Origin of the sequence: Clostridium folliculivorans (genome assembly GCF_024341905.1) — a bacterium.
In the GTDB taxonomy this organism is placed as follows: Bacteria; Bacillota; Clostridia; order Clostridiales; family Clostridiaceae; genus Clostridium_AR; species Clostridium_AR folliculivorans.
In genome coordinates, this window is sequence record NZ_BQXY01000006.1 from 162197 (window position 1) to 175436 (window position 13240).

General features: G+C 32.4%; 8 protein-coding genes. 6 read left to right on the plus strand and 2 right to left on the minus strand.

Annotation, left to right across the window (positions count from 1 at the left end; all coding sequences use genetic code 11):
- Window positions 1-22 precede the first annotated feature (22 nt).
- From OCU55_RS17080 to OCU55_RS17105, 6 genes are all read left to right on the plus strand, one after another.
- Window positions 23-2713 (plus strand): sigma-54-dependent transcriptional regulator, encoded by a 2691-nt coding sequence (locus OCU55_RS17080; RefSeq protein ID WP_261853505.1) that lies wholly within the window; start codon window positions 23-25, stop codon window positions 2711-2713.
- A gap of 210 nt (window positions 2714-2923) precedes the next feature.
- Window positions 2924-3241, plus strand: a complete 318-nt coding sequence (locus tag OCU55_RS17085) for a PTS sugar transporter subunit IIA (RefSeq protein WP_183276214.1) — start codon at window positions 2924-2926, stop codon at window positions 3239-3241.
- Between the two features lie 87 nt (window positions 3242-3328).
- Window positions 3329-3634, plus strand: a complete 306-nt coding sequence (locus OCU55_RS17090) for a PTS sugar transporter subunit IIB (protein ID WP_183276215.1) — start codon at window positions 3329-3331, stop codon at window positions 3632-3634.
- A gap of 48 nt (window positions 3635-3682) precedes the next feature.
- A complete protein-coding gene (locus OCU55_RS17095; protein ID WP_261853506.1) occupies window positions 3683-4972 on the plus strand; it encodes a PTS sugar transporter subunit IIC in 1290 nt (429 codons plus the stop codon).
- Between the two features lie 72 nt (window positions 4973-5044).
- The gene (locus OCU55_RS17100) at window positions 5045-7330 is read left to right on the plus strand and encodes a glycoside hydrolase family 2 protein (protein ID WP_261853507.1); all 2286 of its coding nucleotides are present in this window, start codon (window positions 5045-5047) and stop codon (window positions 7328-7330) included.
- Window positions 7331-7636: 306 nt separating this feature from the next.
- Window positions 7637-8356 (plus strand): MBL fold metallo-hydrolase, encoded by a 720-nt coding sequence (locus OCU55_RS17105; RefSeq protein ID WP_261853508.1) that lies wholly within the window; start codon window positions 7637-7639, stop codon window positions 8354-8356.
- A gap of 113 nt (window positions 8357-8469) precedes the next feature.
- On the opposite strand, the gene OCU55_RS17110 is transcribed toward OCU55_RS17105, so the two are convergent.
- Window positions 8470-11133, minus strand: a complete 2664-nt coding sequence (locus OCU55_RS17110) for a carboxylesterase family protein (protein ID WP_261853509.1) — start codon at window positions 11131-11133, stop codon at window positions 8470-8472.
- Between the two features lie 550 nt (window positions 11134-11683).
- Window positions 11684-13033 carry a sigma-54 interaction domain-containing protein gene (locus OCU55_RS17115; RefSeq protein ID WP_261853510.1) on the minus strand — a complete coding sequence of 450 codons (1350 nt, stop codon included), beginning with the start codon at window positions 13031-13033 and terminating at the stop codon, window positions 11684-11686.
- Window positions 13034-13240: the final 207 nt, after the last annotated feature.

The following is a 13240-nucleotide window of genomic DNA, read 5'->3' on the forward strand; positions in this document are numbered from 1 at the left end:
GTAAAGTGAGGTGAGTTAATAGATGAAAAGAATTGATTTGATTCTTAATAAACTTAAGGAAATAAAATCTTCAAAGCCCGATGGAGTATCTGCTTCAGAGCTTGCTGAAGAATTAGATCTCATGAGAGGAAATGTAAGTAATGATTTAAATAAATTAGTTGCTGAAGGAAAGGCAGTTAAGATAAAGGGTAAGCCAACATTATTTATAGCTGTGGATGAGGAAGCTAAGGTGTCTGATATATCAGTAATAAACAAGTTTTCAGAAACTAATCCTAGTTTATATACTGCTTTAGAGCAAGCTAAGGCAGCTATATTGTACCCTCCTAATGGAATGAACATATTGCTACTTGGAGAGACTGGTGTAGGTAAGTCAACTTTTGCAAGTCTTATCTATAAATATGCTACAGAGATGATGGTAAGGTCTAAAGAAAGTCCTTTTATAACCTTTAACTGTGCAGACTATGCAAATAATCCTCAGTTACTGCTTGGTCAGCTTTTTGGAGTGAAAAAGGGTGCATATACAGGTGCAGATTTTGATAAAGCTGGACTTTTAGAAAAAGCAGATGGTGGAATTTTGTTTTTAGATGAAGTACATAGATTGCCGGCGGAAGGGCAAGAAATGTTCTTTACTTTTATGGATAGAGGTGTATATAGAAGACTTGGTGAGACAGAAAGTGAAAGAAGTGCTAAGGTGCTCATAATTGCTGCAACTACTGAAAATCCAGATACTACTTTGCTTCAGACCTTTACAAGAAGAATCCCTATGGTAATAACAATACCTGCTCTAAGAAACAGAGGAGTAGAAGAGCGATTTAATCTTATAAAGCAGTTTATGATAGAAGAGTCTGGGAGACTTGGTAGGAGTATCAAGGTGTCTATAAACTCAATAAAAGCATTTTTATTTTATGACTGTAAGAGTAATGTAGGACAGCTTAAATCAGATATTCAACTTGCTTGTGCTAGAGCTTATGCGGATTTTTTATCAAATAGAAAAAAAGAAATCAGTATAAGTAGTTTAGATTTACCTACATACATTAGAGAAGGGTTATATAAGGAAATAGAACATAGACAACTGTGGAACAAGTTAGTTGACATAAATAAGAGATATTGTATCTTTGATAAAGATGAAGAAAAGATGATATTCGAAGAAAACAGTTATGACGAAAATATCTATGAAATGCTTGAGATGAAGACTAGAGACCTTAAAGCAAAAGGAATAAAAGGTACAGAATTCGAAAAAGAAATGGAAAACAACATAGAGGATTACTTTAAAAAGTATATTACCAAATTTAATTACAAAGTAGATACTGCCAACCTAGAGACTATAGTAGAACCTCATATAATGAAGGTAGTTGAAAAGGTAATTAATTTCTGTGAAGAAGAATTAAAGAGAAAGTTAGATAAGCATATATACTATGGGTTAGCAGTTCACATAAATAATGCAGTAGATAGAATAAGAAGGAATAAAAAGATTGAAAACTTAGAGCTAAATAACATAAGAAAACAACATAGCAGAGAGTTTAATATAGCTATAGATGTTCTAAAAATACTTGAACAATCACTAGATATACAAATACCTGTGGATGAAGCTGGCTTTATCACTATGTTTTTAATATATCATAATGAGGCGCTTAAAAAGACTTATAATAATGTAAAGGTGATTATTATAGCTCATGGAGAAACTACAGCTACCTCTATGGCTGATGCAGTAAATGGACTTTTAGGCTCAGATTATTCAAGAGGGATAAATGCGCCAATAGATGAAAAGCCTCAAATAACTTTAGAAAAGATTAAAGAATATATTAGAAAAAATAATATTGATTCAGAAATATTATTTCTAGTGGATATGGGATCCCTTGCTACCTTTGGAAGAGAGATAGAAAAAGAATTTAAGATAAAAACGAGAACTATTCCTCTAGTTAGTACACTGCATTGCATTGAAGCTACTAGAAAAGCAATGCTCGGTTATTCTTTAGATGACATATATAGAGAGACTTTAGAAGTCAATAATTTATATGATAATAATTCACTTGATTACATACCGGAGACTAGTGAAGAAAAGAGGCTTGCTATAGTAACAATTTGTACTACAGGAGAAGGCAGCGCTAAAGCTATGAAAGGAATACTTGAGAGAACCCTTAAGTTTGAAAGTAGTCTGCTTGATATAGTTCCTGTGAATTTTATAGGGAAAGAAAATATATATGATAGATTAGAAAAACTATCAAATAAATATGAGATATTATGCATAATTAGTCCTTTTGATCTTGAGGCTGATTACATACAGTTTAAATTAGATCATATTATAGCTGGCAATGCCTCAGAAAATATTCAAGATTTAATAGATAGAGAAAAAGTTTATATAAAGATGGAAGAAACTTTGGAACATCAATTGAGGAATATTGATGGAAAAGCTATTGTTAAGGATATAAAAAGATTTTGCAGAAATGTTACAAAGGCAATGAATATAAAGCTTACCTCAAATGCACTGATAGGAATAACTCTTCATATGGCAGTAATGGTAGATAGATTAAGTGGAAATGAAGTTATTGAAACTTATAGAAATAAAGAAAGCTATATAAGAGAAAACTTAGAATTGTATAGATTAATAAAAAGTGAATGTGCATTGCTTAACACCAAATATACAATTCTTATTTCTGAAGATGAGATCTGTTACCTTATGAACCTATTTACTATGAAAAATAGGGTAAAATAAAGCACATCAGCAATGTGCTTTGAAAAGTTTTCGAAAAGTAAAGCACATTAATACTTTTTGAAAGCTTTTTTATTTTGCCTTCAAATGTTGATAAACAGGCACTTATAAAGTGAAATTTAAATAAATAATTATGATTTCTGCTTTGGCACGGGTCTTGCTTTATATATAGGCGTAAGGCAAATAAAAAAATGTTGATTAGAAGGTGAAGCAATGGAAACAGTAGATAAAGAACAAATAGTTATGGAACTTATAGTAAATGGCGGTGATGCAAGAAGTAAAGCAATGCATGCGATAAAGCTAGCTAAAAAAGGTGAGCTTCAGGCTGCGAAGGATAAAATAAAGGAAGCAAATGAAGCATTAAATAAAGCTCACAACTTCCAAACTAGCTTAATACAAGGTGAATCAGCTGGTGACAAGGTTGAAATAAGCTTACTTATGATTCACGCACAGGACCACTTAATGAATGCAATCACTGTACGTGATTTAGCACAAGAAATGATTTCAATGTATGAAGAGTTTAGAAAATAAAACTATTAATATGTATTAGTTAACAAAACAAGCTTGTTTAAAAATAGATTCAAAACAAAATAATAGAAGTTTTAGGAGGAAGAAATTATGAAATATATTACATTAGTTTGTGCAGCAGGAATGTCAACAAGTATTTTAATGGCTAAGATGCAAGAGAGTGCAAAGAAAAAAGGAATTGAAGCAAAGATAATAGCTATGTCAGAGTCTAAGTTTGAAGAATATGAAGAACCAACAGAAGTTTTACTTTTAGGACCTCAAATAGCTTACTTAGAAGACGAAATAAGAGAAAAATACGAACCTAAGGGAATAAAGGTTGCAGTAATAGATATGATGGACTACGGTACTTTAAATGGTGAAAACGTATTAAATGATGCACTTGCATTATTAGGTTAATTATATAAAGAAACATATCAAAGGTTAAATACTAAAGGGGGATTAATAATGTCTAAATTAGATTCAAAAGCTATTAATAAAAAACTTGCTCCGACATTAAATAAAATTCAAAAAAGTAAATTGGCAAACGGAATCACTGGGGGAATGATGGTAGCAATGCCAGTGACACTTTTAGGTGCATTTGCTTCACTATTCTTAAATCTACAAATTCCTGCATATAAAAGCTTTATTGCTAGCTCAGGAATAGCTGCGGTTTTAAATACATCTATTCAATTTTCAACTAACTTTTTAGCAGTGGTGTTTTTAATTACTATTGCAGGTAGTTATGCAAAACAGTATAAAGAAGATCCAATTTTACCATCTTTATTAGCAGCGGTGTGTTTCTTTGTGGTGACACCACTTTCTGTAACTAAAGTAAACAATGCTACTATTACGTCAATACCAATGGATTGGCTAGGCGCAAAGGGAATATTCTCAGCAATGATCATAAGTTTAGTAGCAACAAGACTATATATTATTGTTAAACAAAAAGGTTGGACTATCAAGATGCCAGCTAGTGTACCACCAGTAGTATCTAGTAGTTTTAGTAGTTTAATACCAGGATTCGCAGTTGTAATATTGTTCTTAGCTATCTCAGGAATTTTTGCAGCAACTCCGTATAAGACTATGCATGCATTTATATATGCTTTTATTCAAACTCCGCTTCAAGGTGTTGGTGGAAACATAGTATCAGTTATACTTTTATGGACATTTGCTCAAGTGTTATGGTTCTTTGGTATACATGGAACCTTGGTTATTTACTCAGTAGTTGCTCCAATATTTGCAGCAATGGATGCGGCACAATTAACTGCTTATTCAGCAGGCCAAGCACTTCCAAATATAACAGGACGTGCATTTGTTAGTACTTATACTATGAGTGCAAGTGCAATTGGGTTTGCCTTACTTATGTTATTATTCGCAAAGAGTAAGCAATACAAAACCTTAGGTAAATTAGCAACATTACCATCACTTTTTGGTATAAGTGAACCATTAGTTTTCGGTACACCATTAGTATTCAATGTAAGATTTGTGGTACCATTTGTATTTATGAATGCAATCAATATAACTATTGCTTATGCCTTGACTGCTATAGGTATAGTTCCAAGAGTAGCTGGAATGGCTCCAATGACTGGTATGCCAATAGTATTCAGTGGACTTATGGAAGGAAGCTGGAAGATAGCTGTTCTTCAAGTGTTACTTGTTGTTTTAGAAATGGCAGTTTGGTATCCTTTCTTTAGAAAAGCAGATAAAGAAGCTTACGCTCAAGAACAAGAAATAGCAGTAGAAGAAGTAAAATAATACAGGTTTAAGTTCACCTTATCTATAGGGTGAACTTATATTTTAAATCAATATAAAAGCAGGTGAAAATAATTGAGGATAATAGATTTAAATGACAAATGGACATTTATGAAGAAAAATAATGAAGTTTATATAGAGAAGGAAATAGTAGAAGCAGAACAGGTAACATTGCCTCATTGTTTCAATGCAGTTGATGGACAAAGCGGAGAAGGAATGTTTAAAGGAGAATGCATTTATCAAAGAAAGTTAAATGTTAGTGATGAAGAGTTGAATAAGTATATATTCCTAGAAATAGGTGCAGCTTCTCTTGTTTCTAAGGTTTATGTTAATGGTCAGTTAGCTGGTGGCAGCAGATGTGGCTTTTCAATGTATAGAGTATTTATGACTCCTTTTTTGAAGGCAGGAGAAAACCTAATCTCTATAATAGTAGACAATAGTAGTCATAAAGATGTGTATCCTCTAATGGCTGATTTCTCTTTTTATGGAGGAATATACAGAGAAGTGAAATTAATTATTTCAGAAGCACTTCACTTTGATTTGATGGACAACGGAAGAGATGGCATATACTTAACTCAAAGAAATATAGTTGATGATATCTTTGAAATGGAGATAAGGGGAACTGTTGTAAATGAACTAACTGAAGCTAAGGCTAGTAAATTACAGTTCAGACTCTTAGATAAAGATGATAATGTAGTATTTGATAAGAGCATTGATACTGAGATTGAAAAGGAATTGAAATTTGATTTAGCTGAAAGAATTAATAATCCAGTGCTTTGGCAAGGAATAGAGAATCCTTATCTTTATAAGCTAGAAACAGAGCTTTACTCAGAAAATGTTTTATGTGATAAAAGAACTATAGAAATTGGCTTTAGAACCATAGAGATAACACCAGACAAAGGTGTATTTTTAAATGGTAAAGCTATTAAATTAAATGGAGTTAGCAGGCATCAAGACTTTGTGGGCATAGGTAATGCTTTAACAAAAGAACATATGGATTTAGACATGTCAATCATAAAGGAAATAGGAGCAAACAGTATTAGACTTTCTCACTATCAACATGATGACTATTTCTACACACTTTGTGATCGTGCAGGACTATTAGTTTGGGCTGAGATTCCGTTTATAAGCATACCAACTACTGTTGATAAGGAAAATAAGAATGCTAAAGAACAACTAGGGTGCTTAATTAAGCAAGCTTATAACCATACTTCAATTTACTGCTGGGGAGTTCAAAATGAAATAACAATTGCTGTAGAAAATGAAAATACCTATAAGATGGTTGAAGAACTTGTTTCTACTGCTAGAAAATTAGATTCAGCTAGATTTATTGCTCAAGCTAACATTCATACAGTGGCTAATGAAAGTCCACTAAATGATTTAACAGACTTTGTTGGATACAATCTATATTATGGCTGGTATTACAAGGAAATTAAAGATTTAGGAATAAGACTAGATGACTTCCATGCCGCAAGACCTAATAAACCGGTTATGGTAACTGAATATGGAGTAGATACTAACCCAAGACTTCATTCTTATGAACCAACTGTAAAAGACTATACTGAAGAATACCAACTATTGTTCCAAGATAATGCACTTAGAACCTTTAAGGAAAAAGAATTTGTTCTAGGTGGATATGTATGGGCTATGTTTGATTTTGGTAGTGAGATTAGAAATGAAGGTGGAGAAAAAGGTAGAAATCAAAAGGGCTTAGTTACCATAGATAGAAAAGTGAAGAAAGATGCTTTTTATCTATGTAAGGCTTACTGGTCGAAAGAATCTTTTATAAAGCTAGCTGGTAGCAGATTTGTCAACAGACATAAAGAACTTAATGATATAGTAGTTCTATCTAATTTATCTAAAATAAAGCTATATGTAAATAATAACTTTGTAGCTGAAGTAAATAATAGTGAACCAATGAAGGTGTTTAAAAATGTCGATTTAGAGATTGGACAAAACACTTTAAAGGTTGAAGCTTATGATGGAAATAACAATATTTACACAGATGAAATACTTTTAAACAGAGTAAGTGAAATAGATGCAAGCTATATACTTCCAAAGCAAGAAGAAACAAAACACGTAACTAACTGGTTTGAAAAGTTTGATCTATCTGAGGATAAAGAGATAGTTGTTAAAGAAGGATACTATTCCATATACGACTCGGTAGAAAAGCTTTATGAAAATGAAAAGGCAAAGGCGGTGTTTAAAAAATTCTTTGGAGAAACTGCTGAAGAACCTAGATTTAAGGTTATGATGGGGCTTATATCCATAGAGGGTATGTCTAAAAGATCAATGTTTAGAATACCAAAAGAGCTTTTAGGGGTTATCAACAATGAGCTTAATGTGATTCCTAAGGAATAAACAGGTTCTATGAGAAAGCTATGATTTAATTCAATTTCATTTTGAACTAAGAAGTAATATAGAGCGAAAATATAACATCAACAAAAAGGGCTTAGATAAATTATATCTAAGTCCTTTTATTGATGTTTATAAATACTATGGTAAAATTATGGTAGATTATAGATGAACCGCTTAATATCTAAATCTATATCTTCAAATTCTCATCTCAAAAATCAGCGGAGTTTTGAAAATAGATTTCGAATTGAAGTGTTTCACATTTAGATAGTGTAAATAATAGTTCAAAATATAGATATGGAGGAATTTAAAATGAACATTGCTGAAGGACTAAGTGTACTTGAACTCGGAAGTACTGAACACCAAATGCATCCTACACTTATATTTGATGAGGATGATGTAGTTTTAATAGATGCAGGTTTACCAGGACAGTTTGAAAATATTTCTGAGGAAATAGATAAGGCTGGTGTGTCTGTTGATAGAATTAATAAGATAATCATAACTCATCACGATATAGATCATATTGGTGGTTTAGTTAGTGTTATTAAAAACTCTAAGACTGGAGTAGAAGTTTTATCTCATGCTGGTGAAAAGCCTTATATTGAAGGAGATAAAATGCCAATTAAGATGACACCAGAACGTCTTAACTCTATGCCAGAGGATAAGAGAAATGAAACCTTAGAGATGCTTAAAAAATTAAAAGTTAAGGTTAGTAGAACCATCGAAGACGGGGAAGTACTTCCTTATTGTGGAGGAATAGAAGTCATATACACTCCAGGACATACACCAGGTCATACCTGTCTTTATTTAAAAAAATATAAAACCTTAGTAACTGGAGATGCACTGAATGTTTTTGATGGAAAGCTTACTGGACCTAATCCTGTGTTTACCTTTGATATGAAGCAGGCTACAGAATCCTTAAAGAAACTTTCTAAGTATGATATTCAAACAGTAATTTGCTATCATGGAGGCGTATTTACGGATAATCCAAGTGAAAGAATTGCTGAGATAGCTAATATAGAAATAATATAATTTAACTATTTAAAAAGACCCTATAAAATAGAATCAGCAACTAGTATTTCGTACGTTGTTTTCTGCTGCCTATTTTATAGGGTATATTTATTTTAATAAAACTAAACTTTCTGTTAGTTTGTTGCCTTTCTTCTTAATAGTACAAATCCTAAAGCAACTAATGCTGATGAAATGAGCATCATTAATGAGAAATCAACTACGGATCCTGTCTTTGGAAGAGTAGATGATGAGCTACTATTTGTTGATGTTTGAGCTGTTGTAGTTGTTGAAGTACTGTTATTTCCTGATTGAGGAGTAGTTACTGTTGTTCCGTTGTTATTCCCTGTTTGAGGAGTAGTACCAGTTGTTCCATTGGTATTTCCTGTTTGAGGAGTAGTTGTTGAACCGTTATTGTTTCCTGTTTGTGCAGGAGCTTTTGTTTGATCAAATAACCAATTAATCATCTCTGTATTGTTAAGTGCTGGTACCCATGACCAATGTCTAAGTCCTCCATATAATTTCTGAGAGTTCATAAAGGCATCATCGTAAATAGTTAGTTTTACCTTTGTGTCTCCAAGCTTCTGTAATGCTTCATAAGCATACTTACTTGTTCTACTATCACAGGTTGGATCGTTTTCAGCATGAACTATCCATAGTGGAATATCTGTTATTCCTTTAAGTTTGTCCATAAAATCTCCAACTGCAACAGCTTCTGGTTGACTATAGTCACCAATTGTATCTTTAGCAGCAATTGCTATAGCACCTGCAAATAACTTTGGATACTGCATAAGGAATCTAAAGGTTCCACCACCACCACTTGATGGTCCTACTAGATAAATACGGTTTTTATCTACTTTTCCACTTTCTATTAACTTCTGGATTAGTTCATACTGTACATCATTATATTTTTCCATTAGTGGTAATTCTGTTGGGTTTTTATAAATAGCCCAACCGTAGTTTGCTGGAAATTGAACACTTAGTACTGATGTATCTTTTCCGGCTTCAATCCAAGTTGTTGCACCTCTATTTGCAGTGATATTTACATCATTGTCTGAACCTACTTCTCCACCCCCGTGAAGCCAAACTACTAATGGTTGTGGAGTAGTGGATTTACTAGTATATAATCTGTAGTTAAGTGAAGTTCCATTGCTTCCTGTAAACTTTGCAGATGCAAAATCATCTGCAGTTTTTGTATTAACCTTAGTTATATTTGATTGATCAAAGGACAATTCAGGATATTTTACGCAGTTAACTGCACCTGGAGTTATATAACCTCCAAAATACTTGAATGGGTTGACCTCTATTTTTATGGTGTTACCAGTGATAGTTAATTTTATACCATCATCTGTATAGTTGTTTTGTGCTAACTTTCCATCTGGGCTCAATGGATATCCATCGTAATTGCCGGTGATATCAAAATCAGATGCCTTTATATCCTTAACCTTGTTTATATCATCTACAGTTATTTCAAAAGAACTAACCATTCTGCCAGCATCACCAACATAGGTATTTGCAGTAATACCTTTTATTTGTGCAATTGGAGTTGTTCTCTTAGTCTGTTGGAATAACCAGTCCATCATTCCAGTGTTTGATACACTTGTATCGGCGTAGTTATTGTATACTGGAACCCAAGCCCAATGTAGTAGGAAGCCGCCAAGTCCTAAGGTAGCCATATAGTCATCACTTAGAAGTGTTAAGTTTACTTTTGTGTCACCTAAAGATTTTAAGGCATCATAGGCATATTTACTTTCGTTACTGTTGCATATTAAATCATTCTTTGAAGCTACTATCCAAAGAGGAATATTTGTTATTCCTTTTAGCTTTTCCTTAAAATCTGGTAGTGCTATATCTTCTGGTTGGCTATAGTCGCCAATTGTATCCTTAGTTGATATTGCTATAGCTCCGGCGAATAGGTCAGGATATTGCATAAGAAATCTGAAAACGCCGCCACCACCACTTGATGCGCCTACCAAATAAATTTTATCTTTATCTACCTTTCCAGTCTGTACTAAGTTATCGATTAATTCTTTGTAGGTAACAAACATATCCTGCATTTTCTTTAATTGATCTGGTATACTATAAATTTTATAGCTATAGTTTTCTGGAAATTGAACACTTAGTACTGAGTTACTTCTACCATCTTCTATAGTAGACACAGCTGCTCTATTTGCAGTAAGTTGGCTTATATTATCAGTGCCAACCTCATCATTTCCGCCACCATGAAGGTAAACCATTAATGGTTGTGGGCCAGGCTTTTTAGATGTATACATTCTATACTGAAGTGTAATTCCATTGCTTCCTGTAAACTTTCCTGCTGTAAAATCATCTACAGTTCTTGTAGTCATCTTTGTTACTTTCGATGCATCAAAAGTAAGTTGCGAATATTTGCTGCAAGTTACAGCAAAATTATTCTTTGTAGTTCCACCAAAAGAAATAGCACCTTGATATTTGAATGGTTTAACATTCATAGTAATTATATTACCGGAAGTAGTTAATGAGATGCCATCATCAGTATAATCAGGCGTAACTGTACTGGATAATGTTAAAGGAATACCGTTGTAGTTCCCAGTAATATCAAAATCTGAAGCTTTTAGATCTGAGACTTTACTGATATCGTCCACGGTTATCTGGAATGAACTTACCATCCTGCCGGCATCTCCAATATAGGTATTTGCAACAATACCAGTTACGTTTGGAGCAGTGGTGGCAGCACTAACTTTTACTGTAGGCAACATAAAGCTAGCTGTGGTACAAGCTAATGCCAATGACATAAGAACTTTCTTTAAGCTGTTTTTCATTTTATTTCCCCCTTAAAATTTTAGTTTTTTATAAATAAAAAACCTAAATTGTCATCGAACACTATATAAGGCTACACTAAGTTAATTTAAATCTCTAAAACTTAGTGTATATAGCGTTAATAAACAATTTAGGTTTTGCCTGCTAAAACAGTTACAATCCATAATTATTTTCTGAAATGTAATAATATATTTAGTTATAATTTTTAGTATTAAATGAGAAAAAGCATTTAATAAAAAGGTCACAACTATGATTAGAGCAATAATCATGCCAATATGTAAATGTTTGTTAATTTATGATATGTTTATTTATAAAGAAGTAGTAAATTTATTGGTTTTAGCTTGAAAATACACCATTTATGAGGGAAGAAAATATTTATTTATCTTGATACAATTCTACAAACGATTACAATTTCATAATAGCTAATTCTAGATAAATTTCTAAGGATTTAGAAATTATTATAGCTTAATATATGCTGTATGTGTTCAATAACAATAAATTAAGATTTCTAATTTTTTAGAATTCGATTTCTGAAAAATTAGAAATTATTTTTTACTTAGCTGTGTTGAGTTTATTATAGAGTGAAGCAAGCGAAATCCCTAGTGCCTTTGCAACCTTTTTCTTGCCTTCTACGGTATTGCCATATTGTGATATAGCTTTCTTTATTTCATTTGCCTCTGCATCTTTTACAATTCTATCTAAAGTTTTTATTTCTATGCTTTCTTTCTTTAATCCTGAATCAAGTATTCTCTTAGGTAAAGTATCACTAGTTATTATAGAGTTATCTGACATCATTAAGGCATACTCAATGGTGTTTTTTAGTTCTCTTACATTTCCGGGCCAATCATAATTATATAAAACTTCTATGACATCATTAGATAATATTACTTCTTTACCAAGAGTAGGTTGTGCTTCTGATAAATAATTCTGTACTAGTGGGATAATATCATCTCGTCTTTCTCTTAAAGGGCATAAATCTATTGTGAAAACTGCAATTCTAAAATAAAGATCTTGTCTGAACTTATTTTCCAATATCATTGTTTCTAGACTTTTGTTAGTGGCAGCAATAATTCTAACATCGACAGTGGTTTCTAAAAGGCCTCCTACAGGTCTTATTACTTTCTCTTGTATTGCTCTTAATAATTTTGCTTGAAGTCTATAGTCCATTTCAGAAATCTCATCTAAAAATATGGTACCTCCATCTGCTTCTCGAAACAGCCCAGGCTTTCCTCCTTTTATTGCACCAGTGAAGGCTCCTTCTTCATATCCAAATAGCTCGCTTTCTAGCAAATTGTTATCTAAAGCAGCGCAGTTAATGGCTACAAAAGCTCTATCGCTTCTTGAACTGGCGTTGTGGATAGATTGAGCAAACAACTCTTTACCAGTTCCACTTTCTCCTGTTATAAGTACGTTGGAATCTTTCTTTGCGATCTTTAATGCAAGGTTCTTTGTATTTTGAGATTTATAGTCAATACCTATAATATCATCTATCGTATATTTGGTATTATGTAGCTGAGTAACACGTTTTCTTAAGTTACCTATTATTTTGTTTGACTTAGTAAGTCGCCTTATTAAGGTATATACATCATTTATCTCATTTACAATAGATATACCTCCAACAATTTCATTGTTTTCAATAATTGGAACCATGTTGACCACGTATTCTTTGTCATCAACTTTTCTAGGTATCCCAATAAGCTTTTGTCCGCTATTAATAACCTCAGGAAGTTTACTTCCTTCCCTTACAGTATGTAGAGGTTGTCCAATGATGATGTCAGGGTTTACTCCTGTAATTCTAGTATAAGATGGATTTATATAAATAATAGTGCAATTCTTATCTGCAATTAGAACTCCATCATGAAGAGAGTCTAATATATTTTTTTGTAGTTCATCAATTTTCATAATTATCACCTTAATGTATTTTTACAAACGTTTAGAATTTAGAAAATTTAAGGGTGTATATGCTTAAATTCTAACACGTTATAATAAATTATCAAATAAGTATTGATAGCTATTATTTATAATAGTTCTAGAAAGTAGAGCGTTAAGTTGATTTACATTGTAAAAAGCCTTTTATAGAAGATGGATATTTTTAATCGCTTTGATATC

What these genes read in the sequence shown, in the direction of transcription:
- OCU55_RS17080 (WP_261853505.1), top strand. Translation starts at nt 23, where the DNA reads ATGAAAAGAATTGATTTGATTCTTAATAAACTTAAGGAAATAAAATCT.
- OCU55_RS17085 (WP_183276214.1), top strand. Translation starts at nt 2,924, where the DNA reads ATGGAAACAGTAGATAAAGAACAAATAGTTATGGAACTTATAGTAAAT.
- OCU55_RS17090 (WP_183276215.1), top strand. Translation starts at nt 3,329, where the DNA reads ATGAAATATATTACATTAGTTTGTGCAGCAGGAATGTCAACAAGTATT.
- OCU55_RS17095 (WP_261853506.1), top strand. Translation starts at nt 3,683, where the DNA reads ATGTCTAAATTAGATTCAAAAGCTATTAATAAAAAACTTGCTCCGACA.
- OCU55_RS17105 (WP_261853508.1), top strand. Translation starts at nt 7,637, where the DNA reads ATGAACATTGCTGAAGGACTAAGTGTACTTGAACTCGGAAGTACTGAA.
- OCU55_RS17110 (WP_261853509.1), bottom strand. Translation starts at nt 11,133, where the DNA reads ATGAAAAACAGCTTAAAGAAAGTTCTTATGTCATTGGCATTAGCTTGT.
- OCU55_RS17115 (WP_261853510.1), bottom strand. Translation starts at nt 13,033, where the DNA reads ATGAAAATTGATGAACTACAAAAAAATATATTAGACTCTCTTCATGAT.